This is a genomic window from Streptomyces sp. NPDC088124, from assembly GCF_040685895.1.
Classification (GTDB): Bacteria; Actinomycetota; Actinomycetes; order Streptomycetales; family Streptomycetaceae; genus Streptomyces.
Window position 1 is genome coordinate 63343 of sequence record NZ_JBFBJB010000025.1, and the last position, 23912, is coordinate 87254.

At 73.9% G+C, this 23912-nt stretch carries 20 protein-coding genes and 7 tRNA genes; 11 read left to right on the top strand and 16 right to left on the bottom strand.

The window, feature by feature from the left end; translation table 11 throughout:
• Nucleotides 1-13: 13 nt before the first annotated feature.
• Nucleotides 14-1990, bottom strand: coding sequence for a threonine--tRNA ligase (gene thrS, locus AB0P17_RS21660; RefSeq protein WP_365813269.1), 1977 nt, complete (start codon nt 1988-1990; stop codon nt 14-16).
• Nucleotides 1991-2266: 276 nt separating this feature from the next.
• Between thrS and AB0P17_RS21665 the strand changes: the two genes are divergently transcribed.
• Nucleotides 2267-3148, top strand: a complete 882-nt coding sequence (locus AB0P17_RS21665) for a 3'-5' exonuclease (RefSeq protein WP_365813271.1) — start codon at nt 2267-2269, stop codon at nt 3146-3148.
• Nucleotides 3149-3212: 64 nt separating this feature from the next.
• Here the strand turns inward: AB0P17_RS21665 and AB0P17_RS21670 are convergent.
• A tRNA-Val gene (locus AB0P17_RS21670) sits at nt 3213-3284 on the bottom strand.
• A 123-nt stretch (nt 3285-3407) separates the two neighbouring features.
• Between AB0P17_RS21670 and AB0P17_RS21675 the strand changes: the two genes are divergently transcribed.
• A complete protein-coding gene (locus tag AB0P17_RS21675) occupies nt 3408-5909 on the top strand; it encodes a hypothetical protein (RefSeq protein WP_365813272.1) in 2502 nt (833 codons plus the stop codon).
• A gap of 72 nt (nt 5910-5981) precedes the next feature.
• On the opposite strand, the gene AB0P17_RS21680 is transcribed toward AB0P17_RS21675, so the two are convergent.
• Nucleotides 5982-6053, bottom strand: a tRNA-Val gene (locus AB0P17_RS21680).
• A gap of 54 nt (nt 6054-6107) precedes the next feature.
• On the bottom strand, nt 6108-6578 hold the full coding sequence (locus tag AB0P17_RS21685; protein ID WP_365813274.1) for a TIGR02611 family protein: 471 nt from the start codon (nt 6576-6578) through the stop codon (nt 6108-6110).
• A 189-nt stretch (nt 6579-6767) separates the two neighbouring features.
• Here AB0P17_RS21685 and AB0P17_RS21690 point away from each other — a divergent pair, with 189 nt between their 5' ends.
• Together AB0P17_RS21690 and AB0P17_RS21695 are read left to right on the top strand one after the other, a co-directional pair.
• Nucleotides 6768-7181, top strand: coding sequence for an SsgA family sporulation/cell division regulator (locus AB0P17_RS21690; RefSeq protein ID WP_003959770.1), 414 nt, complete (start codon nt 6768-6770; stop codon nt 7179-7181).
• 226 nt (nt 7182-7407) lie between these two features.
• Nucleotides 7408-7977 (top strand): CGNR zinc finger domain-containing protein, encoded by a 570-nt coding sequence (locus AB0P17_RS21695; RefSeq protein ID WP_365813276.1) that lies wholly within the window; start codon nt 7408-7410, stop codon nt 7975-7977.
• A 3-nt stretch (nt 7978-7980) separates the two neighbouring features.
• Here the strand turns inward: AB0P17_RS21695 and AB0P17_RS21700 are convergent, their stop codons facing one another.
• Nucleotides 7981-8133 carry a hypothetical protein gene (locus AB0P17_RS21700; RefSeq protein WP_365813278.1) on the bottom strand — a complete coding sequence of 51 codons (153 nt, stop codon included), beginning with the start codon at nt 8131-8133 and terminating at the stop codon, nt 7981-7983.
• 189 nt (nt 8134-8322) lie between these two features.
• Entirely contained in the window at nt 8323-8772 is a 450-nt protein-coding gene (locus AB0P17_RS21705; RefSeq protein ID WP_365813280.1) for a hypothetical protein, read from the bottom strand.
• Between the two features lie 213 nt (nt 8773-8985).
• Between AB0P17_RS21705 and AB0P17_RS21710 the strand changes: the two genes are divergently transcribed.
• A complete protein-coding gene (locus AB0P17_RS21710) occupies nt 8986-9495 on the top strand; it encodes a DsbA family protein (RefSeq protein ID WP_365813282.1) in 510 nt (169 codons plus the stop codon).
• Nucleotides 9496-9540: 45 nt separating this feature from the next.
• Here AB0P17_RS21710 and AB0P17_RS21715 read toward each other — a convergent pair whose 3' ends face one another.
• The 4 genes from AB0P17_RS21715 to AB0P17_RS21730 form a co-directional block, all read right to left on the bottom strand.
• A complete protein-coding gene (locus tag AB0P17_RS21715; protein ID WP_365813284.1) occupies nt 9541-10377 on the bottom strand; it encodes a helix-turn-helix transcriptional regulator in 837 nt (278 codons plus the stop codon).
• Between the two features lie 92 nt (nt 10378-10469).
• Complete coding sequence (locus tag AB0P17_RS21720; RefSeq protein ID WP_365813286.1) at nt 10470-11309, bottom strand: GNAT family N-acetyltransferase; 840 nt, start codon at nt 11307-11309, stop codon at nt 10470-10472.
• 53 nt (nt 11310-11362) lie between these two features.
• Complete coding sequence (locus AB0P17_RS21725; RefSeq protein ID WP_365813288.1) at nt 11363-12190, bottom strand: aminodeoxychorismate lyase; 828 nt, start codon at nt 12188-12190, stop codon at nt 11363-11365.
• Nucleotides 12187-13293, bottom strand: coding sequence for a chorismate-binding protein (locus AB0P17_RS21730; RefSeq protein ID WP_365813289.1), 1107 nt, complete (start codon nt 13291-13293; stop codon nt 12187-12189). Before AB0P17_RS21730 ends, AB0P17_RS21725 begins: the two co-directional genes overlap by 4 nt.
• Before the next feature lie 158 nt (nt 13294-13451).
• On the opposite strand from AB0P17_RS21730, the gene AB0P17_RS21735 reads away from it, so the two are divergent.
• From AB0P17_RS21735 to AB0P17_RS21755, 5 genes are all read left to right on the top strand, one after another.
• Nucleotides 13452-13524 (top strand) — tRNA-Gly (locus AB0P17_RS21735).
• 35 nt (nt 13525-13559) lie between these two features.
• Nucleotides 13560-13633 (top strand) — tRNA-Cys (locus AB0P17_RS21740).
• Between the two features lies 1 nt (nt 13634).
• Nucleotides 13635-13706 (top strand) — tRNA-Val (locus AB0P17_RS21745).
• A gap of 20 nt (nt 13707-13726) precedes the next feature.
• A tRNA-Val gene (locus tag AB0P17_RS21750) sits at nt 13727-13798 on the top strand.
• A gap of 70 nt (nt 13799-13868) precedes the next feature.
• Nucleotides 13869-13943 (top strand) — tRNA-Val (locus tag AB0P17_RS21755).
• Nucleotides 13944-13995: 52 nt separating this feature from the next.
• On the opposite strand, the gene AB0P17_RS21760 is transcribed toward AB0P17_RS21755, so the two are convergent.
• From AB0P17_RS21760 to AB0P17_RS21770, 3 genes are all read right to left on the bottom strand, one after another.
• Nucleotides 13996-14295: a zf-TFIIB domain-containing protein gene (locus AB0P17_RS21760; protein ID WP_365813291.1), complete on the bottom strand. Its 300-nt coding sequence runs from the start codon at nt 14293-14295 to the stop codon at nt 13996-13998.
• Nucleotides 14296-14362: 67 nt separating this feature from the next.
• Nucleotides 14363-15403, bottom strand: coding sequence for an aminoglycoside phosphotransferase family protein (locus tag AB0P17_RS21765; protein WP_365813293.1), 1041 nt, complete (start codon nt 15401-15403; stop codon nt 14363-14365).
• 225 nt (nt 15404-15628) lie between these two features.
• Nucleotides 15629-15835, bottom strand: a complete 207-nt coding sequence (locus tag AB0P17_RS21770; RefSeq protein WP_365813295.1) for a hypothetical protein — start codon at nt 15833-15835, stop codon at nt 15629-15631.
• A 594-nt stretch (nt 15836-16429) separates the two neighbouring features.
• Here AB0P17_RS21770 and AB0P17_RS21775 point away from each other — a divergent pair.
• A complete protein-coding gene (locus AB0P17_RS21775) occupies nt 16430-17707 on the top strand; it encodes a serine/threonine-protein kinase (RefSeq protein WP_365813388.1) in 1278 nt (425 codons plus the stop codon).
• A gap of 61 nt (nt 17708-17768) precedes the next feature.
• Here the strand turns inward: AB0P17_RS21775 and AB0P17_RS21780 are convergent, their stop codons facing one another.
• The 3 genes from AB0P17_RS21780 to cobT form a co-directional block, all read right to left on the bottom strand.
• Nucleotides 17769-18587 (bottom strand): RNA methyltransferase, encoded by an 819-nt coding sequence (locus AB0P17_RS21780; RefSeq protein ID WP_365813297.1) that lies wholly within the window; start codon nt 18585-18587, stop codon nt 17769-17771.
• A 79-nt stretch (nt 18588-18666) separates the two neighbouring features.
• Entirely contained in the window at nt 18667-19890 is a 1224-nt protein-coding gene (gene cobA, locus AB0P17_RS21785) for a uroporphyrinogen-III C-methyltransferase (protein WP_365813299.1), read from the bottom strand.
• Nucleotides 19891-20226: 336 nt separating this feature from the next.
• Complete coding sequence (gene cobT / locus AB0P17_RS21790; RefSeq protein WP_365813301.1) at nt 20227-23829, bottom strand: nicotinate-nucleotide--dimethylbenzimidazole phosphoribosyltransferase; 3603 nt, start codon at nt 23827-23829, stop codon at nt 20227-20229.
• Nucleotides 23830-23912: the final 83 nt, after the last annotated feature.

Sequence of the window (23912 nt, forward strand, 5' to 3'; positions counted from 1 at the left end):
TGGACGGGACGCGTCAGACCTGTACGCGGCGCTCCACCACGTCGAGGAGCTTCGCCAGCGCCTGGTCGCGCGGCACGCCGTTCTCCTGCGAACCGTCGCGGTACCGGAAGGAGACCGTGCCCGCGTTCATGTCCTCGTCACCCACGAGGATCATGAAGGGGACCTTCAGCTTCTGGTGGTTCCTGATCTTCTTCTGCATCCGGTCGGAGGAGGCGTCCACCTCGACCCGCAGCCCCTTGGCCCGCGCCGCCTTCGCGAAGTCCTGGAGGTACTCGACGTGGGCCTCGCCGATCGGGATGCCGACCGCCTGCACCGGCGCCAGCCAGACCGGGAACGCGCCCGCGTAGTGCTCCAGCAGCACCGCGAAGAACCGCTCGATCGAGCCGAAGAGCGCGCGGTGGATCATCACCGGGCGCTGCTTGGAGCCGTCCGGCGAGGTGTACTCCAGGTCGAAGCGCTCCGGCAGGTTGAAGTCGAGCTGCACGGTCGACATCTGCCAGGTACGGCCGATCGCGTCCCGCGCCTGCACCGAGATCTTCGGGCCGTAGAACGCGGCGCCGCCCGGGTCGGGGACCAGCGGCAGCCCCTGCTTCTCGGCCACCTTGCGCAGCGTCTCGGTGGCCTCCTCCCACGCCTCGTCCGTGCCGACGAACTTCTCGGGGTCCTTGGTGGACAGCTCCAGGTAGAAGTCGGTCAGCCCGTAGTCGCGCAGCAGGTTGAGCACGAAGGTCAGCGTCGAGTCCAGCTCGTCCGCCATCTGCTCGCGGGTGCAGTAGATGTGCGCGTCGTCCTGGGTGAAGCCGCGGGCCCGGGTCAGGCCGTGCACCACGCCGGACTTCTCGTACCGGTAGACCGTCCCGAACTCGAAGAGCCGCAGCGGCAGCTCACGGTAGGAGCGGCCCCGGGCGTCGAAGATCAGGTTGTGCATGGGGCAGTTCATGGGCTTGAGGTAGTAGTCCACGCCCTCGTCGAGCTGCATGGGCGGGTACATGCCGTCGGCGTACCAGTCCAGGTGCCCGGACTTCTCGAAGAGCTTCCCCTTGGTGGCGTGCGGGGTGTAGACGAACTCGTACCCCTCCTCCTCGTGCCGGCGGCGCGAGTAGTCCTCCATGGCCCGGCGGATGATGCCGCCCTTGGGGTGGAAGACGGCGAGCCCGGAGCCGACCTCGTCGGGGAACGAGAAGAGGTCCAGCTCGTTGCCGAGCTTGCGGTGGTCGCGCTTCTCGGCCTCGGCGAGGAACTCCAGATGTGCCTTCAGCTCCTCCTTCGACGGCCACGCGGTGCCGTAGATGCGCTGGAGCATCGGGTTCTTCTCGCTGCCGCGCCAGTAGGCGGCGGCGTTCCGCATCAGCTTGAACGCCGGGATGTTCCGGGTGGTCGGCAGGTGCGGGCCGCGGCAGAGGTCCTTCCAGCACAGCTCGCCGGTCTTGGCGTCCAGGTTGTCGTAGATGGTCAGCTCGCCGCCGCCCACCTCGACATCCGCGCCGTCGTCGGTCGAGGCCGCGCCCTTGATGCCGATGAGCTCCAGCTTGTACGGCTCGCCGGCGAGCTCCTCGCGCGCCGCCTCGTCCGTGACGACCCGGCGTGAGAAGCGCTGGCCGCGCTTCTGGATCTCCTGCATCTTCTTCTCGATGGCCTTGAGGTCATCGGGGGTGAAGGGGGTCTCGACGTCGAAGTCGTAGTAGAAGCCGTCCTTGACCGGCGGGCCGATGCCCAGCTTCGCCTCGGGGTGCAGCTCCTGTACGGCCTGTGCCATCACGTGCGCGGTGGAGTGGCGCAGGATGTTCAGGCCGTCCTCGGAGGAGATCTCGACGGGCTCGACGACCTCGCCCTCGCCGATCGCGTACGCGAGGTCCTTCAGCTCGCCGTCCACCCGGGCGGCGACGACGGTGCGCTCGCCGGGGAAGAGTTCCGCCGCCGTAGTGCCCGTCGTCACCACGCGCTCTTCCCGCTCGGAATCGCGTTGGATGATCACACGGACGTCTGACACCGGTCTCTCCTGACTTCTGGGGTGCGCACCCCGCGCATGGCGTACGCACTGCGCATCGTACCGAGCCCGGCGGGCAGCCCGCGAAAGGGTTTGTTCCGCCCGGTCCCCGCCCCGTCGACGCCCGGTCCCCGGCCCGTCCCCGGCGGCCTCCGGCGGCCTCCTGGGCCCGCACCGCCCCACCCGTCACCAGGTGACACGGGTCCGACACGGTGCGTATGGAGGGACCTGTCCGGGTATCACCCCATGGATGAGTGCGAGAGGCTCGGGGGTTCGGGGATGACGTGTTGGTACGAAGGGCCGCTGGCGGCGTTCGGTGCCGGTACGACGGGGGTGGACGCCGAGAAGGACCGGATCGTGTCGGCCGCGCTGATCGTCCAGGACACGACGGGGGTACGGCCGAGAGTACGGCGCTGGCTGGTGAACCCGGGGGTGCCCGTGCCGCCCGGGGCCGCCGAGGCGCACGGCCTGACCGACGAGTTCCTGCACCGCAACGGCCGCTGGCCGGCGCCCGTGGTGGAGGAGGTGGCCAGGGCGCTGGCCGAGCAGTGCGCGGCGGGCCGGCCGCTGGTGGTGATGAACGCGCCGTTCGGCCTGACGCTCCTCGACCGGGAGCTGCGCCGCCATCGCGCCTCGTCGCTCGGCCGCCGGCTGGAGAACGCCTCGCTGTGCGTGCTGGATCCGCTGGTCCTCGACCGGCATCTCGACCGGTACCGCAAGGGCAGCCGCGATCTCACCGGACTGTGCGCCCAGTACGCGGTGGGGGCGGACAGCGCGCTCGACACGGCGGACGGCGAACCGGCCGGGCCCGCCCGGCCGACCGGACCTGACCTGTCGGCCGGACCTGACCTGCCGATCGGACCTGGCCTGCCGATCGGACCTGGCCTGCCGATCGGGCCCGACCTGCCGGCCGGGCCGTCCGCGCCGGCCGCCCTGTCGACCCTCTCGGCCCTGTCGGCACTGGAGTTGGTCCGGGCGATCGGCCGCCGGTTCGCGCCCCGGATGGCGCGGCTCTCGCCCCGTGAGCTGCACGCGCTCCAGGCCGTCTGGCATGTGACGCAGACGCGGGGCCCCCAGGCGTGGTTCTCCCGCGGCTCCGGGGAGGGCGCGTCGCATCCCGCCTGGCCGCTCCGTCCCCAACGGCCCGCCGCTGCCGCCTGATCGGGGCACCGGGGCCCGGAACGCGCGAAGGCCGGTCCGTCATCGACGGACCGGCCTTTCCCGGTGGGCGATACTGGGTTCGAACCAGTGACCTCTTCGGTGTGAACGAAGCGCTCTCCCACTGAGCTAATCGCCCGGGAACGACCTGAACCATACAGGCCCCGGCGGCCTTCGTTCAAACCGGATCCGACGTACTCAGACGCGGATCTGAGTAGCCGGACCCATGGCAGGGGCTGTGTCCCGGGCCACACTCCGTCGTATGGAGAACGTTCCGCACCCCGCCCGGGAACTGGCGCTCATCGACCAGGAATTGACCCGGCTCGACGCACGCCGAGGCCAGTTGCTGACGCGCCGCTCGTATCTGACAGCCGTGCTGGCCCGGCTCGGGCCGGAGCCCACCGCCCGACCCGTGGCCGCCGGCATCACCACCTCCCCCGGTGCTCCGCCCAGCGCGCAGAACGTGCTGCTCGCCCTCGGCGGCGTGCTGCTGACGGTCGCCGCGATCGCCTTCACCCTGGTGAGCTGGGGCCGTCTCGGCATCGGCGGCCGCTCCGCGGTGCTGGCCGTGATCACCCTCGCCGCGCTGGCCGCCCCCGCCGCGCTGCTGCGCCGGGGGCTCTCCTCGACCGCCGAGTCCGTGGCGGCGTTCGCGCTGGTGCTCACGGCGCTCGACGCGTACGCGCTGTACGCGGTGGCGCTGCCCGGGGTGGACGGGCTGCGGTACACCGCGGCCGCCTGTGCCGCGCTCGCCGCACTCTGGGGCGGCTACGGGGCGCTGCTCGGCCGGTTGCGGGGCCCGCTGCCCGTCGCGGTGGTGGCCGCCCAACTCCCGCCGCTCCTCTGGTCGGTGGCGGCCGGCGCGGGGAGCCTGGGGGTGGCATGGGCGCTGCTGGCGACGGCCGCGGCGGACACCGCGGTGGCACTGTGGCTCGCCCCGCGCCACGCGGCGAAGCCGCCGCGGCATGTCTCGGGGAGGGCCGCGCGGAGCCTGGTGGTGGCCGCCGCGTTCGCGGCCTCGGGAGCGGCGCTGCTCCTGGCGGGGTGGTCGTCGGTGCCCGCGGGAACCCCTGCCGCGATGGCCGGGCCCGCCGCGCTGCTGCTCGCCGGGGCGGCGCTCGGTCTGTCGGTGGCCTGGCGAGCGCCGGAGGCGGCGTTCGTGTGCGCGGCGGGGGCGGGGCTCGCCTCGGTCGTCGCGGTGGGCGGCGTGGTGCGTACGGCCGTGCCGGCGGGCTGGGCGGTGCTCGGGTATCTGCTCTGCGCCGTCGCGCTGCTGACGGTGGTACGGGCCCGGCTGCCGCGTGCGGTGCGGCAGGGGCTCGGCGCGGCGGGCGGCGCCGTGACGGCCGCCGCGCTGCTCTGGGCGCTGCCCTCGGTCGCGGCCACGCTGCTGGGCGGCGCGACCCGGATCACGGAGATCTGGTCGGGGGCGCCCGCGGGCACACGGGCGGCGCTCGGCGTGCGTCTCGCGGCGGCCTGGCAGGTCACGGCCCCGCTGGTGCTGGCGACGGCCGCCGGGACGCTGGCCGTCGCGTACCGGTGGCTGCCGCGGCTCGCGGAGGGCGTGGTGCCGGTCGCCGATGTACGGCGGCCCCGTGCGGCGGCGCTGTGCGGTGCGGGGGTGCTCGGCTGGGCCGCGGTGCTGGTGGTGCCGGTCGTGGGCGATCTGCCCTACGCGGCGGCGCTGGCGGTCCCGCTGGGCCTGACCACGGCGGCGCTCGCGCTCGCCGTCCGCCCCCGCGCCGCCCTGGGGCCGGCCGGGGCGTACACCGCGCTGGTCCTCGCGCTGGCGGGCTCGGCCGCCGTCACACCGCTCTCCCTCGCGACCCGGCCCGCGACGCTGACGGTGCTCGCGGCGCTGGCGGCGCTGTTCGCGGGGGCGGCCGTGGCGCTGCGGACCGTACCCGCGCAGGGCCCGGAGGGGAGCGCGGGCGCCGCGCTCGGCGAGCCGGTGCGCGCGCTCCTCGGCTGCCTCGCCGTCGGCTGCGCGGCGGCCCTGGTCCACGCGGCGACGGTGGCGGCCGGGCTGTCCGCCGGGGCCACGGCGGTGGCACTGCTCGCCGTACCGGCGGCGGTGGCACTGCTCGGCGCCCGGCTGCGCGAGCATCCCGTGGCGGTGCCGGTGGAGTGCGCGGGCGCCGCGGCCGGGCTGCTGGCGATCGCCCCGGCCCTGGGACACCCCCCGGTGCTGGCGCTGGTCCTCGCGCTGTGCGGGGTGATCGCGGCGGGTACGGCGGTACGCGCCGAGCGGCGCCGGGTGGCCGGGTACGCGGCGACGGCGCTCTTCGTCGCGGCGGCGTGGGTACGGCTGGCCGCGTCCGGGGTGTCGGTCCCCGAGGCGTACACGCTGCCGGTGACGGCGGCCGCGCTGGCCGTCGGGGTGGTGCGGCGGCGCCGTGACCCGGAGGCGTCGTCGTGGACGGCGTACGGGCCGGGACTGGCGGCGACGCTGGCGCCGAGCCTGCTGGCCGCGTGGGGGGACTCGCACTGGGCGCGCCCGCTGCTGCTGGGGCTCGCCGCCCTGGGACTGACGCTGGCCGGGGCGAGACTGCGGCTCCAGGCGCTCCTGCTGCTGGGCGGGGCGGCGCTGGCGCTGGTCGCGCTGCACGAGCTGGCGCCGTACGTCGTGCAGGTGGTGGGCGCGCTGCCGCGCTGGCTGCCGCCGGCCCTGGCGGGGCTGCTCCTGCTCGGCGTGGGCGCCACGTACGAGCAGCGGCTGCGGGACGCCCGGCGGGTGCGCCGGGGACTGGGCCGGATGCGCTGACGGCCACGGGGCATCGGCCGGAAACGACCGAGGCCCCGACGACGTTTCCGTCGTCGGGGCCTCGGTTCCGGGTGGGCGATACTGGGTTCGAACCAGTGACCTCTTCGGTGTGAACGAAGCGCTCTCCCACTGAGCTAATCGCCCGGGCGCAGGGCATACGTTACCCCATGTCAGGGGCGTCCCCCGACGCGTCACCGGTCATTGGTCGATCGTCCAGGGCAGGGCGAGGCCGAACTTCCACAGGTAGATCCCCGCGAGCACCGCGATGATCACCAGGCCGACGGTCGTAAGGATGATGTTGCGGCGCCTGACCTTGGGGTCGAGGGCCTTCCTCGCCGCTTCCGTGACCTTGCGCCGGGTCCAGCGCAGCACGAGCTGGGCCCAGACGAACTCGGTCGCCCAGATCGCCATGCCGGCGAAGATCACCACCCATCCGGGGCCGGGCAGCACCAGCATGGCGACCCCCGCGGCGACCACCGCGAGGCCGACCAGGAAGACACCGACCTGCCAGCTCAGATGAAGGGTCCTGGACGATTTGACGAAGCGCGGCGCGCGGGAGCCCAGTGCCCGCTCCGGCGCGGTCGTCCCGTCCGTCGGCCTGTCCCCCGTGGCGGTCGCCGTGGCCGTCGAGGCGACATCGCGATCCCGCTCGTGACTCTCCGCGTGCATGGAGCCAACGTACCGGAACACGCCGTATCACCGGAATGGCGGTATGACTCGAAGTAGCACACCGCCGTACGAGCTACCCGAAGAAGCACAAAACAGACAGAGGGGTTTACAACGGCACCGTAGGTGGCATGTCGATTTCGCCGACGTGCGAATCCCCGAGCGCACACTGAGCGAAAGGCCCTGGCGCTTATGAACACCACGGTCAGCTGCGAGCTGCACCTGCGCCTCGTTGTATCGAGCGAGTCCTCACTGCCTGTACCCGCGGGCCTGCGGTATGACACGGCCGATCCCTATGCCGTGCACGCCACCTTCCACACCGGAGCCGAAGAGACGGTCGAGTGGGTCTTCGCCCGCGATCTTCTCGCCGAGGGGCTGCACCGGCCCACCGGCACGGGCGACGTCCGGGTCTGGCCGTCCCGCAGCCACGGTCAGGGCGTCGTCTGCATCGCGCTGAGCTCCCCGGAGGGCGAAGCCCTGCTGGAGGCCCCGGCACGCGCCCTGGAGTCGTTCCTCAAGAGGACCGACGCCGCGGTGCCGCCGGGCACCGAGCATCGTCACTTCGACCTCGACACGGAGCTCTCCCACATCCTGGCCGAGAGCTGAGCCAGGCAGAGAGCTGCACGGCGCCGTCCGACTCGGGGAGACGGCGCCGCGCGGACAACCGCATACGGAGGACACCGGAGCCGTCGCCGCGGAACCCACCGCGGCGGCGGCTCCGGCGCGTCCGCCCTGGCGCCGAGGCGCCCGCCCGGCTCCACCCGGCTCGCGAACGGTCTAAAGTCGTCCGGGTTCGGCGGGCACCGGCCCGCGGCAGGCCAGGGAGCGGACCGTGCTGATTCCACACGACACCCGGATGGCCCTCGACACGGTCGTCGATCTCGTGAACACCGCGCCGGAGGCCGACACGGGAGAGGGCGCGGCGGACCGGCTCGCGGACGTCGGGGCGCTGTACGACTTCGTACGGAGCCACAACGTCAGCGGCGTGGGCGACCTGGGCGAGCGGGATCTGCGGGCCGTGCGGGAGGTACGGAGCCGTTTCACGGAGGTGTTCGCGACACCGGACGCGCGGGCCGCGGCCGATCTGATCAATCAGCTGGTGGCCGCGGCGGGGACGACCCCGCAGCTCACGAACCACGACGGCTACGACTGGCACGTGCACTACTTCGCACCGGGCGCCTCGGTCGCCGACCATCTCGCGGCCGACTGCGGCATGGCGCTGGCCTTCATGGTCGTGGCCGGCGAGCAGGACAGGCTGCGCCGCTGCGAGGCGCCGGACTGCGGGCACGCGTTCGTCGACCTGTCGCGCAACCGCTCCCGGCGCTACTGCGACAGCCGCACCTGCGGCAACCGGCTGCATGTGGCCGCGTACCGGGCGCGCCGCAAGGAAGCGGCCGGCTGAGCCTCACAAGAGGAACAGATCGTGCACCGCCGCCATCAGCAGCAGCGTTCCGATCACCGTCAGAAAGATCATCAACGGCGGCTGGGAGAGCGCGAACAGACAGCCGCGCGGCTCCTCGGTCTGGGCGGGGTTCTCACCCCGTGAGCTATCGAGCATTTCGAGGTGATCATGGCGCACTGCGAACCGGGCCGATGACCAACACGCGTGATCGGCCCGGGAGTTCATCATATTCCGTGGAAAAAGGCCCGGAACCCCCACAGAATTCGCGCGCACCTGGCATGCTGCCGGGCACCTCCCCGGGGCAGGCGCCACCACCGGGCGGTGTTCCCGGCGTCACCAGGTGGGTCAGATGCCGTGCTTCTTCAGGATCGCCTCGATGTCGCTGAAGTCGTCACCGGAGCGCGCGGGCTCGGGCTTCGCCGCGGGACGGTCGGCGGGCCGGGCCCCGGCACCCAGCGAGGGCGCCGAGGCGGCGGGCTCCACCGCCCCGCCCCTGGCGGCCGCCTTCGCCGCGGCTCTGCGCTCCTTGCGCGTACCGCCGGCGCGCCGCTCCACCGCGCGGGTCGTCATGAAGAGCACCCACGCCAGCGCCAGCACCCCGAAGCCCGCCCAGGCGACCGGGCTGAAGGCGGTGCTCGCCAGCCACTGCACGACACCCGTCATCACCAGACCGACCGGCACCAGCGCGTACGCGGCGATGCGGGTCGCGGCGAGGAACCGCTTGCGGTACGCCGTGATCGCGGCGATGCCCAGGCCCGCTGCTGACACCGCGGAGCAAATGGTCTCGGCAATCATCGGGTCCTCCAGGCATCGCACGTCAACGGCCGAATCCGGTCTCCCCTCCATCCTGCACCTGGCACCGGGTCCGGGGCCACGGTGCGGACCCCTCCCCGGCGGATCTGGGGGAGATCTCGGGGACGGTGTCCTCCCCAGGTCCCGGTCACAGGCTCCCCGGGGACGAGATCCCCTCGGGCACGGGCGGGCCCGGTCTGCTGGAAGACTGGTCCCATGACCGACTCCACCACCCCGCGCCCCGTCGTCCTCGACGTCTGGTGCGAACTCCAGTGCCCCGACTGCGACCGCGCCCTGACGGACGTCCGCGCGCTGCGCGCCCGCTACGGCGACCGGCTGGAGGTGCGGCTGCGGCACTTCCCGCTGGAGAAGCACCGGCACGCGTACGCCGCCGCGCAGGCCGCCGAGGAGGCCGCGGAGCAGGGCAGCGGCTGGCCGTACGTGGAGGCCGTACTGGCCGGGACACGGGAGCTGGGCGCGCGGGGCGAGCCGTTCCTGCTGGAGGTCGCCCGTGAACTGGGGCTGGACGCCGAGGAGTTCGACACCGCGCTGATCGACGGCCGTCATCTGCTGGCCGTCGACGCCGACCAGGCCGAGGGCAAGGCGATCGGGGTGACCGGTACACCCACGTACGTCATCGACGGGGAGCGGCTCGACGGCGGGAAGAGCCAGGAGGGGCTGCGGGAGCGGATCGTGGCGATCGCCGACCGTCTGCTCGCGGAGTGAACCCCTGCGCGGCCTGAGCGCCGGCGGCCCTCCCGCCGGCGCCGGTCAGGCCGGACGGCCGGTCGCCCGCCGGGTGGCGTCCAGGGTGCCGAGCAGGGCCAGCGCGTGGGCGGCGGGGCTGCCCGGCTCCGCGTGGTAGATCACGAGCTGCTGGCCGGGGGCGCCGCGTACGTCGAAGGTCTGGTAGGTCAGTGACAGGGTCCCCACCTGAGGATGGACGAGTTCCTTGCTGTCGCGGGTCTTGCCCTGGACGGTGTGGGAGGACCAGAGCGCGGCGAACTCGTCGCTGGCCGCGGTGAGCCTCCGCACGAGGTCCCGCAGCCGCGGGTAGTGCGGGGTAAGGCCGGACGCCTCGCGCAGCGCGGCCACCGCCGACTCGGCCGCGCGGTGCCACCGGGCGTGGAAGGGCCGGGCCGCCGGGTCGAGGAAGATCATCCGGGCGAGGTTGTCGACCCGCTCGAACGGGGAGAAGAGCGCCTCGGCCAGGGAGTTGGCCGTCAGGAAGTCCAGGGCCGGGTTGAGGACGAACGCCGGGGTGTGCGCGTAGCCGTCCAGGAGCCGCCGCAGATCGGCGTCGGCGTGTTCCGCCGGCGCGGGCCCGCGGTCCGGCGTCGTCTCCGCCAGCCGGTACAGGTGTGCGCGCGCCCCGTCGTCCAGGCGCAGCGCGCCGCTGATCGCGTCGAGGATCTGGAGTGAGGGGCCGCGCTCGCGCCCCTGTTCCAGACGGGCGTAATAGTCGGAGTTCATTCCGGCGAGTACGGCGACCTCCTCCCGGCGCAGCCCCGGAACGCGGCGCCGGCCGTACGAGGCCAGCCCCACGTCGTCGGGGTGCAGCCGGGCGCGGTGCGCCCGGAGGAACTCACCGAGGTCGTTGTTGGTCACCCGGTCAGGTTACGGGTGTCCCGGGCGCGGAGCCTGGGTGTCCGATGCCCAGGCTCGGCCGGTCCCAGCCGACCCGCCCGGCGCCGCCCGGTTCAGACGAGCGGCCGGAAGAAGTTGAGCTGCGTCGTCCGGTATCCGAGGGAGTCGTAGAGCCGGAGCGCCGGGGTGTTGCCCGTGAAGACGTGCAGCCCCAGCAGGGGCGGGCCCGACTCCGCGGCGACCCGCTCGGCGAGCCGCATCAGGGCGCGGCCGTACCCCTTGCCGCGCTGCTCCTCGGCCACCTCCACGTCGTACACGTACGAACCGGGGCGGCCGGGGCGCACCTCGCGCGGGGCGACCCAGACATGGCCCACGGCGTCTCCTGCGTGGACGAGGACGGTGAACGAGCTGCCCGGGGTGGCCAGCCCCTGGGGAAGGTTGTCCCGGTGGCTCGCCTCGGACTTGGCACGGGCCTGCTCGGGGGATACTCCGCGGTCGATCCAGCTCCGCGCGAAGTCGTCCATGGAACGCGCGCGCCACACCTCGAACTCCGCCTCCGTCATGGGGCGGCCCGTGAGGCCCTCGGGCAGCGCGGGCGCCTCCGCGGTGAGTTCCTTGTCCATGTTGCGGCTGCGCTCGGTGTATCCGAGGCTCTCCACCAGGCGCAGCGCGGCCCCGGCGCCTGCCGGTACGAGTGCCTGCGCCTGGTCGCAGCCCCAGCCGCGCAGCACCTCCTCGGCGGCGAGCACGGCGACCGTGGCCCGGCCCCGCCGGCGGTCGGGCTCGTCGATCCGGAGGGACCGGACGAGGCCGGCCCGGTGGGCGAAGCCGGGATCCGTGGCGATCTCGACCGCACCGACGGGGCGGCCGTTCACACAGATCTCGTAGGAGCGTGACTTCGTGCCGTCGTCGGCCTGCTGAAGCGGTCCGGTGGGCCGCAGGGTGGTGGTCATCAGGGGAGTTCTACCCCCGGGGACGTGCGCCCGTCACCCGATTAAGGATCGGCTCACGGGTCGAGATCGGCGCCCGACCGCTCCTCGAAGACGCGCATCGCCTTGGCGGTCACGGGTCCGGGGGCGTTGGCGGCGTCGAAGGACCGGCCGTCGACGCGGTGGACGGCCTGGACGTCGCGGAGCGTCGAGGTCAGGAAGATCTCCTCGGCGTGCTCCAGCGCGTCCAGCGGCAGCTCCGTCTCGCGGGCCCCGCACCACTCGGCGGTCAGCTCACGGGTGATTCCGGCGAGGCAGCCGGAGGCGAGGGGCGGGGTGTGCAGCTCACCGTCGAGGACGACGAACACGTTGGAGCCGGTGCCCTCGCAGAGCGCGCCGGTGGTGTTGGCGAAGAGCGCCTCGCTCGCGCCCCGCTCGCGCGCGTGGGCGAGCGCGACGACGTTCTCCCCGTACGAGGTGGTCTTGAGGCCGGTCAGCGCGCCGCGTTCGTTGCGGGTCCAGGGGACGGTGACGACGGCGGTGGTGTCGGGGCGGCGCTGGGTCTCGCCGACGGCGACGACCAGGGTGGCGCCCGCGTCGCCGCGGTCCGAGCCGAGCGGGGAGACTCCCCCGGTGTACGTGACGCGCAGCCGGCCCAGCTCCACCGGGTTGGCGTCGAGGACGGCCGTACAGGCGCGGCGCACCTCGTCCAGGTCGGGTTCCGGCAGGCCGAGGCCGTGCGCGGAGCGGGCCAGCCGGCGCAGATGGCGGGTGAGGGCGAAGGGGCGGCCCCGGACGGCCTTGACCGTCTCGAAGACGCCGTCGCCGACGGTCAGTCCGTGGTCGAGCACGGACACCTGGGCGGCGTCGGCCGGCCGCAGTGCCCCGTTGACCCAGATCCTCATGACACGGTCCTTCCGTTGGCGGTCCCGGTCGTCGCGGAGCCGTCGGCTCCGGGTGCGTACGTTCCCGACGCTATCGCGAGCAGCCGGGACGCCTTCAGTTCCGTCTCGGCCCACTCCCCCTCCGGGTCGGAGCCCCAGGTGATCCCGGCGCCCGCGCCGAAGCACAGGACGGGGCGGGTGTGGGTGGCGCGGTCGATCCAGAACGTACGGATCCCGACGGCCAGCGCGGCCGTGCCCCGGTCGGCGTCGACCCAGCCGATCCCGCCGCAGTAGGGGCCGCGCGGGGCGGTCTCCAGCTCCTCGATGATCGTCAGGGCGCTCGACTTGGGGGCGCCGGTGACCGAACCGGGCGGAAACGTGGCGGCCAGCAGCTCCGGCCAGCCGGCCCGCTCGGTGAGTTCCCCCCGTACGGTCGAGACGAGATGGACCAGACCGGGGTGGGGTTCCAGGGCGCACAGGTCGGGGACGGTGACGGATCCGGCGGCGCAGACGCGGCCCAGGTCGTTGCGGACGAGGTCCACGATCATCACGTTCTCGGCGTAGTCCTTCTCCAGCAGGTCCGCGGCGGTCCGCCCGGTGCCCTTGATCGGTCCGGACTCGACGGTGCGGCCGTCGCGGCGCAGATACAGCTCGGGCGAGGCGGTGGCGATCTCCACGCCGTGCGCGGGCAGCCGGACCGTCCCCGCGTACGGCGCCGGGTTGTCGCGGGCGAGCAGGGCGGTGAGCGCGTCGATGTCCGCCGAGGCGGGGTCGGCCGTGGCGGACCCGGGCAGCGGGGCGGAGAGAACGCGGCAGAGGTTGGCCTGGTACACATCGCCCGCCGCGATGTACTCGCGGATCCGGCGGACGCCCTTCGTGTACGCGGCGCGGTCGAGGGACGACGTCCAGTCACCGGCCGCGGGGCCCCGCCACCGCCCGGGGACCGGCGCGGGCACGGGCTCGTGCCGTACGTCGTCGAAACGGGCGCAGGTGAGGCGGCCTTCGAAGTCCGCGGCGACGGCCCAGAACCCGGTGGAGTCCAGCGCGCCCGGGTCGTGGGTGACGTCCCGCAGACCGGAGGCGACGAGGCCGCCGAAGCGGGCCAGAGGAGCGAGGTCGTGCACGGTTGCGAGTCTAGAACAGGCTCCCTGGGGCGGCTCCGGGCCGAACGCGCGGCGAACGTACCGCATCACGCTGCGGAAACGCGTTTTTGTGCTGGCCCCGGAATCCGCTAGAGTTCAACACGTCGCCGGGCCGCACCGATGGTCCCGGGAAACGGCACGCGGACGTAGCTCAGTTGGTAGAGCGCAACCTTGCCAAGGTTGAGGTCGCCAGTTCGAACCTGGTCGTCCGCTCGATGGTGTGGGGGTTTCCCGACCCCCGCGCTCCTGGTGGAGTGGCCGAGAGGCGAGGCAACGGCCTGCAAAGCCGTCTACACGGGTTCAAATCCCGTCTCCACCTCCAAGGACGATTAGCTCAGCGGGAGAGCGCTTCCCTGACACGGAAGAGGTCACTGGTTCAATCCCAGTATCGTCCACTGAATCCTTCTGGATTCCCGCGCGATTAGCTCAGCGGGAGAGCGCTTCCCTGACACGGAAGAGGTCACTGGTTCAATCCCAGTATCGCGCACGCAGTGTGCAGTACGCAGTACGAACGGATCCTGGCAGGCGGTACGAGCAGGTCCGGCAGGTCCAAGCCCGCGCGATTAGCTCAGCGGGAGAGCGCTTCCCTGACACGGAAGAGGTCACTGGTTCAATCCCAGTATCGCGCACCATCCGGAGCCCCCGGTCGTCGTATCGACGACCGGGGGCTCCTTTTTCAGGCCGTCATGAGGAGAAGAGCATCCGCCCGAAGCTCTTGTGGCGGTGGTGCCCGCCGTGATGGCCTCCGTAGTGGCCCCCGTGCTGCTGGGCGCCCCAGGCGGGGCCCGGGGCCGGCGGGTAGGCCTGCGGAGGCGGAGCCTGCTGTACGGGCGGCGCCTGGGGTGCCCACTGCGCCTCCAGGCGGGTCAGGGACTCCAGCTCGCCGTAGTCGAGGAAGATCCCCCGGCAACCGCTGCACTGTTCTATCTGGACACCGTTGCGGTTGTACGTCTGCATCGCAGCACGGCACTTGGGACACTGCATGGTCGGCACGCTCCTCGTCGTTCGTCCGGCGGCGCCGGAACACACTCCCGGCGACCGCCCGTTCACCCTACGGGGACGCCCCTGGCTCCAACTCGGTTGCGAGTCCGGCGATCCGGGCACAGGAGTCGATCATCAGCATCTCCACCTCGTCCGGCTCCCGGTCCTCCGCGACGGACTTGGCGACGGCGAGCGCGGCCGTCTGCACGGTGAGGGCGCGGGCCGCGACGTCCAGCCGGGGCCACGGGTCGGCGGCGGGGTCCGCGGGCACGGCGGGACCGTGCCCGCGGCGGTAGGCGCCGAGGAAGCGCTGCCACGGCTCCGCGGGCAGCAGTCCGGCCGCGTACCAGGCCGCGGGGCGCGCCAAGTCCCAGGCGGGGTCGCCGAGTCCGAGGTCGTCGACGTCGATGAGGAGCCAGGGGCCGTGGGGGGCCGGGTGGCGTACCAGCTGGCCGAGGTGGAGATCGCCGTGGCAGAGGGCGTACGGACCGGGCGGCGGCGCCTCGCCGCGGGCCCACGCGGGAAGCCGCTCCCAGGCGCGCCGTACGGGTACCGCCGCGGGGTGCGGGCCGGCGGCGCGCAGCCGGGCGAGGGCGCGGGCCGCCTTGGCGGGGCCGCGCGCGACGGGCAGACCGCCGGTCACCGGCCGGGCTCCGCCCGTCGCGTCGGCCAGGGCCTCGGTCAGGGCCTCCGCCAGGGTGTCGGGCGGTACGGAGTGCAGCCGGGCGATCAGCGTCCCCGCCTGCTCCCAGGGCGCCGAGTCCGGGTCGGCGGGGTCGACCGGGGCCCCGTAGGGCCAGGCGGTGACCGGACGGCCGTCCACGTCCCCGGCGTCCGTCGGGAGGGGCGGCAGCAGGATCCCGGCGAGCCGGGGGTGCGCGGCGACGGCGAGCCGGGTGCGGTGCGCGATGGGGTCCGTACCGTCGGCGTGCGCCTTGGCGACCACGTCTCCGTACCGTACGACGGTCGCGTCGGCCCGGTCCGCGAGCACGGTGACATCCTGGTCGCGGGCGCGGCACGGGGCGGGAACGTGGGTGGAGTGGGCCGCGTGGGCCACGTGGGCCGCTTCGCGGGCGACGCGGCCGAGCGCGCGGACGACGGACGCGGTCATGATGGCCCCCGGGTGCGATGTGTTCCGGCGCGGAGCCTACCCGCGGCGCTCCGGTCGTGGTGGGCAGGCACCACACGCCTGGCGGAACGCGGTGGAGAAACGCGATGGCCGGTCAGCTCCCCAGCTAACCGGCCCACCGCTGCCGTCCGCCGCACCCCCGTCCCCACGGGGTTGTTTGGCCGGATGTCCCCGACCCGGGCCGCTCTCCCGGGTCCGGGGCGCCGCTCAGCGCCCCAGCATCACGCCCACGGACGACGCTTGTGTGACCACTGCTTCCCAGCCGCCGAAGACGACGACGAGCAGGGCCGCCAGAGGAAGAACCATGGCCGTCGCCACCAAGGGGTGGCGCGTACCGGACTGGCGCCCGCCGAACGCGGCGTACGCCTTGCGTCCTCGCGTGCGGATCATTGTCCGCGTTGCCGTGTCCGCCATGGTCCTTCTCCTGTCCCGATTCGACAGCGGCGAGTGTCCGACCTCGGGGGACGAGTTCCGCACCCGCCGCTTGATCTCAAGATTAGGGACGCCTGAACGTCGGGGCGTCATGCCCGCGTACCGATTGACGGGCCTCCCGGAGGATGAGCCGTGGACCGGTGATGTACTCCCCTGGGTGGAGAACGGGCTTCCGGAGTTGGGGTCTTCCCGGAGGGGATGATCCGGAATGCCTTACGGAGGACCGGGCTCTCGCCCGGAAGGATGACGCACTCGCCCGGGAGAACCACTGCTCGGGCCGCCGGTCCGGCGCCTGTCGGGCTCTCGCCGATCCGCTTCTGGTGACTTCTCTCACGCACGCCTCCGCCCGGGGGGCCACCGCGCCCTCCGTACGTCCCGTTCTCCCAATCCCCCTTACCCGCACGACCTTTGGGATCATCTCCTGCCGGTCCTCCGGACCCGTCCCGCCGCTGACCTGTCCTCAAGTTTCCCGCTCCACACCGACAATCGGTCGGCGTGCGAGGGCGCGGCCTATGAGCACACCCGGGCACGGGTACGTAAGCTGTGCCACGGCACACGGACGACCGGGCAGCGGGGATGGACATGGCGATGATGCGGCTCCGGCGCGAGGACCCGCGTGTCGTCGGCTCGTTCAGGCTCCACCGACGGCTCGGGGCGGGCGGGATGGGCGTCGTCTATCTCGGTTCCGACCGGCGCGGTCAGCGGGTCGCGCTGAAGGTGATCCGGCCCGATCTGGCGGAGGACCAGGAGTTCCGGTCGCGGTTCGCCCGCGAGGTCTCCGCCGCGCGGCGCATCCGCGGCGGCTGCACGGCCCGGCTGGTCGCCGCCGACCTGGACGCGGACCGTCCCTGGTTCGCCACCCAGTACGTCCCGGGCCCCTCGCTCCACGACAAGGTCAACGAGGAGGGCCCGCTGCTCGCGGCCGAGGTCGCCTCGGTGGGCGCCGCGCTCTCCGAGGGCCTGGTCGCCGTCCACGAGGCCGGGGTCGTGCACCGTGACCTGAAGCCCTCGAACATCCTGCTCTCCCCCAAGGGCCCGCGCATCATCGACTTCGGCATCGCCTGGGCGACCGGTGCCAGCACGCTGACCCATGTCGGAACGGCGGTCGGGTCGCCCGGCTTCCTCGCGCCCGAGCAGGTACGGGGAGCCGCCGTCACGCCCGCGACGGACGTCTTCTCGCTGGGCGCCACACTGGCGTACGCGGCCACCGCCGACTCCCCGTTCGGGCACGGCAGCTCCGAGGTGATGCTCTACCGGGTGGTCCACGAGGAGGCACACCTCCACGGCGTGCCGGACGCCCTCGCTCCGCTCGTACGGGCCTGTCTGGCGAAGGACCCGGAGGACCGTCCCAGCACGCTCCAGCTCTCCATGCGGCTCAAGGAGATCGCCGCGCGGGAGGCGCAGGGGCTCATCGACAGCCGGCCGCCGGTGCAGCGGGTGCGCGGCGGGCAGGAGCAGGTGCCGGGCGGACTGACGGAGCGGTACACGGAGCGGGAGCCCGCGCGCGGCCCGCAGAGCCGCATGGGGGCCTCCGGTGCTCCTGGGGCGCTGGACGGCTCCGGACCGCGTCAGGGCGGTGGCTCCCGTACCGGCGGCGCGGGCCCTTCCCGTACCGGCGGGGCCTTCGACCGTACGGGATCCTCCGGCGGGCGTACGGGGTCCGGCCGGCCCCCGCGGCCCCGGGACACGGCCCGGGGATCGGCCCGGACGAACGGCCGCCCGGCGTCGGGTACCCGGACGAAGTCGTCCAGGCTGCGGCCCGCGAACCCGCGGCTGCTGCGGCAGCGGCTGATCGTCTTCGTCGTCGTGACGCTCATCGTCGCGCTGGGGATCGCGGCGGCGCAGCAGCTCTGAGGGTGACGCCGCGGGGTCCGCCGCGCGGTGGTGTGCGGGGGGGGCGCGGGCGGGGCCGGGGTCAGTGCTCCGGGCGACCCGCCGTGACCGCGTAGAAGGCGACGGCCGCGGCGGCCCCCACGTTCAGCGAGTCCACGCCGTGCGCCATCGGGATACGGACCCAGGCGTCGGCGGAGTCCAGCGCCCGCCGCGACAGACCGTCGCCCTCGGCGCCGAGCATCAGCGCGACCCGCTCCATCCGGTGCGGAGCCGCGGTGTCCATCGGGACCGCCCGCGCGTCCGGGGTGAGCGCCAGCAGCCGGAAGCCCGCGTCCCGCACGGTGTCCAGCGCCCTCGGCCAGCCCTCAAGACGGGCGTACGGCACGGAGAACACGGCCCCCATCGACACCTTCACCGAGCGCCGGTAGAGCGGGTCCGCGCAGTCCGGCGAGAGCAGCACGGCATCCATGCCGAGCGCGGCGGCGCTGCGGAAGATCGCGCCGATGTTGGTGTGGTCGTTGACCGCTTCCATGACGGCGACGCGGCGGGCCGTACGGAGCACATCGGCGACCGTCGGCAGCGGCTTGCGCGCCAGGGAGGCGAGGGCGCCGCGGTGCACGTGGTAGCCGGTGACCCGCTCGGCGAGGTCCGGGCTGACCACGTACACCGGCGCCCGCGCCGCGTCGATGACGTCGCGCATGGCGTCGAGCCACTTGGCGGAGAGCAGCATCGACCGCATCACGTAACCGGCCTGGCCGGCCCGGCGGATCACCTTCTCGCCCTCCGCGATGAAGAGCCCCTCGGCCGGCTCGCGCCGGCGCCGCAGTTCGACGTCGGTCAGCCCGGTGTAGTCGCTCAGGCGCGGGTCGTCGGGGTCCTCGACGGTGATGACTTCAGCCACGGGGTGCTACTGACCTGTCCTGTCTGGGTGGGGGTGAGTGGGGGTGGGGTGGGGTGGGTCGGGCTGTGGGGGGGGTGGGTCAGTGGCCGTCTCCCAGTGCCACTACGTCACCGATGACGATGACGGCGGGGGGCCGTACCTCTTCGGCCCGGACGACCTCCCCCACCGTCGCGAGTGTGGCGTCCACGCGCCGCTGGGCGGCGGTCGTGCCCTCCTGGACCAGCGCGACGGGGGTTTCGGGGGCCTTGCCGTGCTCGACCAGTGCCTGGGCGATGGAGCCGATCTTGTCGACGGCCATCAGCAGGACGAGCGTGCCGCGGAGGCGGGCGAGCGCGGACCAGTCGACCAGCGACCGTTCGTCGTCCGGCGCGACATGGCCGCTGACGACGGTGAACTCGTGGGCGACACCGCGGTGCGTGACGGGGATCCCGGCGGCGCCCGGCACACTGATCGAGCTGGAGATGCCGGGCACGACCGTGCACGGAATGCCCTCGGCGGCGAGCGCGTGCGCCTCCTCCATGCCCCTGCCGAAGACGAACGGGTCCCCGCCCTTGAGCCGCACGACGGCCTTGCCCGCCTTGGCATGCTCGATGAGCGCGCTGTTGATGGCCTCCTGAGCCATGAAGCGGCCGTACGGGATCTTCGCGGCGTCGATCACCTCGACGTGCGGCGGCAGCTCGTCCAGCAGATCGCGCGGGCCCAGCCGGTCGGCGATGACGACGTCCGCCTCGGCGAGCAGCCTGCGGCCCCGCACGGTGATCAGGTCGGGGTCGCCGGGGCCGCCGCCGACGAGGGCGACACCGGGGGTACGGGTGCGGTGGTGCGGCGCGGCGAGGGTGCCCTCGCGCAGCCCCTCGACGATGGCGTCGCGTACGGCGGCGGAACGGCGCGGGTCGCGCCCGGTGAGCACGGCCACGGTGACGCCCTCACTGCGGCCGGTCGCCGGGGTCCAGGCGGTCGCGGCCTCCGCGTCGTCGCTGCGTACGCACCAGACCCGGCCGCGCTCGGCCTCGGCGGAGGCGGTCCGGTTGGCCTCCGGGTCGCTCGACGCGATGAGGGCGTACCAGGCACCGGCGAGGTCGCCCTCCTCGTACCTCCGGCGCTCCCAGCGGATCTCGCCGGCCGCCGCCATGGCCTCCACGGACGGCTTCGCCGAGGGCGAGACGAGCACGATGTCGGCGCCCGCGGCGATGAGCGCCGGCAGCCTGCGCTGCGCGACCTGGCCTCCGCCGACGACAACGACGCGCCGGCCGGAGAGGCGGAGACCGACGGGGTACGCGGGGTGGTCGGCGTGCTGGGCCATGTGGGCGGGGGCTCCTCGGGCGGCGGGGACATGACGAACGTGCTGGTGGGATGGGCTCCAGCTTACGCGGGGGCGGGGTTCCCGGCGGGGGCCGGTGCGTTGCCGGGGTACGTGGCTGAGGGGGCGGGGGCCGGGGCCTCCGGAGGCACAGATGCCGGACGCCATGCTGTGTTCTCTCCGGGGGACACCCCCGGACCCCCGTACGCCGCGTGCGGGATGAACACCTGGGCGCGGGCCGCTTGTGCGGCACACATCAGCTTCAGTGTCCGGACACGTATCTCCTCCGGGCCCGGCCCCGGCCCCCTCCCGCCGGTGGGTCGTCTCCGTGAACCGGGCCTATTTCTCCGTTACTCCTGCCGAGTCGAACGTCGCGACCTCGTGCATCGCTCGCGCCGCGCTCTGGATCACCGGGAGGGCCAGCAGCGCGCCCGTGCCTTCGCCCAGGCGGAGGTCCAGGTCGACCAGGGGGCGCAGGCCGAGCTTGTTCAGGGCTGCCACATGGCCCGGTTCCGCACTGCGGTGGCCCGCGATGCAGGCCGCCAGGGCCTCCGGGGCGATCGCGCGGGCGACCAGCGCCGCCGCGCCCGCGCTGACGCCGTCCAGGATCACCGGCGTACGCATCGACGCGCCGCCGAGGAGGAAGCCGACCAGCGCCGCGTGTTCCAGGCCGCCGACGGCCGCGAGGACACCGATCGGGTCGGCCGGGTCGGGCTGGTGGAGGTCGAGGCCGCGGCGGACGACATCGACCTTCCGGGCGTGCATCTCGTCGTTGATGCCGGTGCCCCGGCCGGTGACCTCCGCCGGGTCCTGTCCGGTGTAGACGCAGATCAGCGCGGCGGACACCGTCGTGTTGGCGATGCCCATCTCGCCCGTGAGCAGCGCCTTGTTGCCCGCCGCCACCAGATCGCGAGCCGTTTCGATGCCCACCTCGATCGCCGCGAGAACCTCCTCGCGGCTCATCGCGGGGCCGGTCGTGAAGTCGCCCGTACCGGCGCGGACCTTGCGGGGCAGCAGGCCGGAGCTGGTCGGGAGGTCGCTCGCGACGCCCACGTCCACGACGCAGACCTCCGCGCCGACCTGGGTCGCGAACGCGTTGCAGACCGCTCCTCCGGCCAGGAAGTTCGCGACCATCTGGCCGGTGACCTCCTGGGGCCAGGGGGTGACCCCTTGCGCGTGCACCCCGTGGTCGCCCGCGAAGACCGCGACGGCGGCCGGCTCGGGGATCGGTGGCGGGCAGAGCCGGGAAAGGCCGCTGAGCTGCGCGGAGATGATCTCCAGCATGCCGAGCGCGCCGGCCGGCTTCGTCATCCGCTTCTGGCGCTCCCACGCCTCGCCCAGCGCCTTGGCGTCCAGCGGGCGGATCGCGGTGATGGTCTCCTGGAGCAGGTCGTGCGGCTCCTCGCCGGGCAGGGCGCGGCGGCCGTACGTCTCCTCGTGGACGACCCACGACAGGGGGCGGCGCTTGGACCAGCCCGCCTGCATCAGTTCGGGCTCCTCGGGGAATTCGTCGACGTATCCGACGCACAGGTACGCCACGACCTCAAGGTGCTCCGGCAGGCCCAGCGCGCGGACCATCTCGCGCTCGTCGAAGAAGCTGACCCAGCCGACGCCCAGGCCCTCGGCGCGGGCGGCGAGCCAGAGGTTCTCCACGGCGAGCGCGGAGGAGTACGGGGCCATCTGCGGCTGGGTGTGACGGCCCAGGGTGTGGCGGCCGCCGCGGGTCGGGTCCGCGGTGACGACGATGTTCACCGGGGTGTCGAGGATGGCCTCGATCTTCAGTTCCTTGAACTGCTTGGCCCGGCCCTTGGGCAGCGACTTGGCGTAGACATCGCGCTGACGCTGCGCCAGTTCGAGCATGGACCGCCGGGTCTCGGCGGAGCGGATGACGACGAAGTCCCAGGGCTGGGAGTGGCCCACGCTGGGCGCGGTGTGCGCGGCTTCCAGGACGCGGAGCAGCACCTCGTGCGGGATGGGGTCGGAGCGGAATCCGTTGCGGATGTCGCGGCGCTCGCGCATCACACGGAGCACGGCGTCGCGCTCGGCGTCGTCGTAGCCGGACGCGGCCGGCGTTCCCTCCTGCGGAGCGGGCTCCGGGGCGGGGAGCGGAGCCTGCTGCTCCTGGGCTGTCGGCTGGTCCTGGGCTGTCGGCTGGTCCTGGGCTGCTGTCTGGACCTGGGGTGCTGTCTGGACCTGGGCCGCCGGCTGGTCGTCGGCTGCTGTCTCGTCTTCGGCGGGGAGCGGGGCCTGCTCCTGGGCCTCGTCCGGCGCCGGGGGCGGTGTCCGGTCCGCGGAGGGTGTCCGGTCCGGGGTCGGGGCGGGCTCCGGGGCGGGAGCTGCCGTTTCCGCCGCTGCCGCCGCTGCCACGACGGGCTGCGCGTCGGGCTCGGCTACGGGTGCGGGCTCCGGCTCGGGCTCGGGCTCGGGCACCGCCGCCGTGGTGGGCTCCGGGGCGGGCTCGGGTTGCGGCGCGGACTCCGGGGCGGGCTCGGGGGCCGCCGCCACCACCGGCTCGGGCTCCGGGGCGGGTTCCGGCTCCGCGACCGGCGCCGGGGTGGGCTCGGGCTCGGGGGTCTGTTCGGCCACCGGCTCGGGGGCCGGCTCCGCCACCGGCTCGGGGGCCGACTGCGGCTCGGGCTGGGGCTCCGGTGTTTCGGCCACCGGCTCGGGGGCGGGAGCGGGTTCCGGTTCGGGGGCGGCGGCCACTGCCTCGGGCGCGGCCTGCGGTTCGGGTTCGGGTTCCGGCTCCGGGGCCGGTGCCGGTGCCGGTGCCGGTGCCGGGGTCGCGGGTTCCTCGGCCGCTACCGGCTCCGGCTCGGGCGCGGGGGGCTGCTGGGCTTCCGGGGTTTCCGCCACCGCGACCGGCTCGGGCGCGAGCTGCGGCTGGGGTTCCTGGGGCGCGGGCTCGGGGGCGGCGGTCTCCGCGACCGGCTCGGGCGCGGGCTGCGGCTGGGGTTCCTGGTGCGCCGGCTCAGGGACGGCCGTCTCGGCGGCGGGGGGCGTCTGCGGTTCGGGAGGTTCGGGGGCCACGGGCGGCGTCTGGGGCCGGGGGCGCACCCGGACGGCCTGGGTCGGGGCGCCGGCCGGGCCGCGGTCGGCGAGGGAGCGGACCACGCCGCCCGTCGGGTCGGGGACCGGCGGGCCCATGTGCAGCGGGCGGCGCGGCGGTGCCGAAGCGGTCGCGGTCGCCGGGGCCGCGGCGGGCGGCGGGACCCGTACGCCGTTCAGGTCGACCGAGCCGGAATCCCGGCCACCGGTCTCGTGGGCACCGGGCTGGTGCGGCGCCGGCGGCTGCTCGACCGCGGGCTCCTCCGGCTGCGCCGCGGCGGGCTCGGGGGCCGGCTGCTCCGGCGCCGCGGCGGCCTCCGGTGCGGGCGCTTCCGCCGCGGCCGGGGGCTCGGGCGCCGCCGGTTCGGGCTGTCCGGGGGCGGGCTCGGGCGCCGCGGGAGCGGCCTGCTCCGGGGGGGCTTCGTACGCCTCAGGTGCCTGCGGCGGGACCTGGGCCTGTGACACCGGCTCCGTCATCGGCGCCGGCTGTTCTATGAGGGGCACGTGCTGCGGGGCGGCCGCGTACTCCTGCTGGGCAGCGTACGGGTCGGGTGCGTACGCCTCGGGGGGCGTGTACGCCTCGGGCGCGGGGGCGGCGTACGCCTCGGGGGCCGGGTAGCCCTCGGGGACCCCGTACGCCTGCTGGGGCGCCGTCGCGTAGCTGTCGGCGTACCCCTCGGGCACGGCGTAGGCGGCGTGCGGGTCCGCCGGGACGACCTGGGGGTCGCTCCAGCCGCCCTGCGAACTCGGCATCAGCAGCAGGTCTTCGTCCTCGGTGGCGGGCCCGGAGGGGGTCAGGTAGGTGTACGTACCAGAAGCCGGTACGCCCGGCTGCTTCACCATGCCTGCGTTCTCCGGCAGTCCCTCGCCCGGGACCTGGCCGGTGTCAGTCATGCGTACCCCTCGCCCATTTGTTTCCGCTCCTTCGGCCCTTCCACCGGGGCGCCCGATCCGCGGCGTGTGTCCGGCGCCCGTCA

What these genes read in the sequence shown, in the direction of transcription:
- AB0P17_RS21665 (WP_365813271.1), top strand. Translation starts at nt 2,267, where the DNA reads ATGACGTGTTGGTACGAAGGGCCGCTGGCGGCGTTCGGTGCCGGTACG.
- AB0P17_RS21675 (WP_365813272.1), top strand. Translation starts at nt 3,408, where the DNA reads ATGGAGAACGTTCCGCACCCCGCCCGGGAACTGGCGCTCATCGACCAG.
- AB0P17_RS21685 (WP_365813274.1), bottom strand. Translation starts at nt 6,578, where the DNA reads ATGCACGCGGAGAGTCACGAGCGGGATCGCGATGTCGCCTCGACGGCC.
- AB0P17_RS21690 (WP_003959770.1), top strand. Translation starts at nt 6,768, where the DNA reads ATGAACACCACGGTCAGCTGCGAGCTGCACCTGCGCCTCGTTGTATCG.
- AB0P17_RS21700 (WP_365813278.1), bottom strand. Translation starts at nt 8,133, where the DNA reads ATGCTCGATAGCTCACGGGGTGAGAACCCCGCCCAGACCGAGGAGCCG.
- AB0P17_RS21705 (WP_365813280.1), bottom strand. Translation starts at nt 8,772, where the DNA reads ATGATTGCCGAGACCATTTGCTCCGCGGTGTCAGCAGCGGGCCTGGGC.
- AB0P17_RS21710 (WP_365813282.1), top strand. Translation starts at nt 8,986, where the DNA reads ATGACCGACTCCACCACCCCGCGCCCCGTCGTCCTCGACGTCTGGTGC.
- AB0P17_RS21720 (WP_365813286.1), bottom strand. Translation starts at nt 11,309, where the DNA reads ATGACCACCACCCTGCGGCCCACCGGACCGCTTCAGCAGGCCGACGAC.
- AB0P17_RS21725 (WP_365813288.1), bottom strand. Translation starts at nt 12,190, where the DNA reads ATGAGGATCTGGGTCAACGGGGCACTGCGGCCGGCCGACGCCGCCCAG.
- AB0P17_RS21760 (WP_365813291.1), bottom strand. Translation starts at nt 14,295, where the DNA reads ATGCAGTGTCCCAAGTGCCGTGCTGCGATGCAGACGTACAACCGCAAC.
- AB0P17_RS21765 (WP_365813293.1), bottom strand. Translation starts at nt 15,403, where the DNA reads ATGACCGCGTCCGTCGTCCGCGCGCTCGGCCGCGTCGCCCGCGAAGCG.
- AB0P17_RS21770 (WP_365813295.1), bottom strand. Translation starts at nt 15,835, where the DNA reads ATGGCGGACACGGCAACGCGGACAATGATCCGCACGCGAGGACGCAAG.
- AB0P17_RS21775 (WP_365813388.1), top strand. Translation starts at nt 16,430, where the DNA reads ATGGACATGGCGATGATGCGGCTCCGGCGCGAGGACCCGCGTGTCGTC.
- cobA (WP_365813299.1), bottom strand. Translation starts at nt 19,890, where the DNA reads ATGGCCCAGCACGCCGACCACCCCGCGTACCCCGTCGGTCTCCGCCTC.
- cobT (WP_365813301.1), bottom strand. Translation starts at nt 23,829, where the DNA reads ATGACTGACACCGGCCAGGTCCCGGGCGAGGGACTGCCGGAGAACGCA.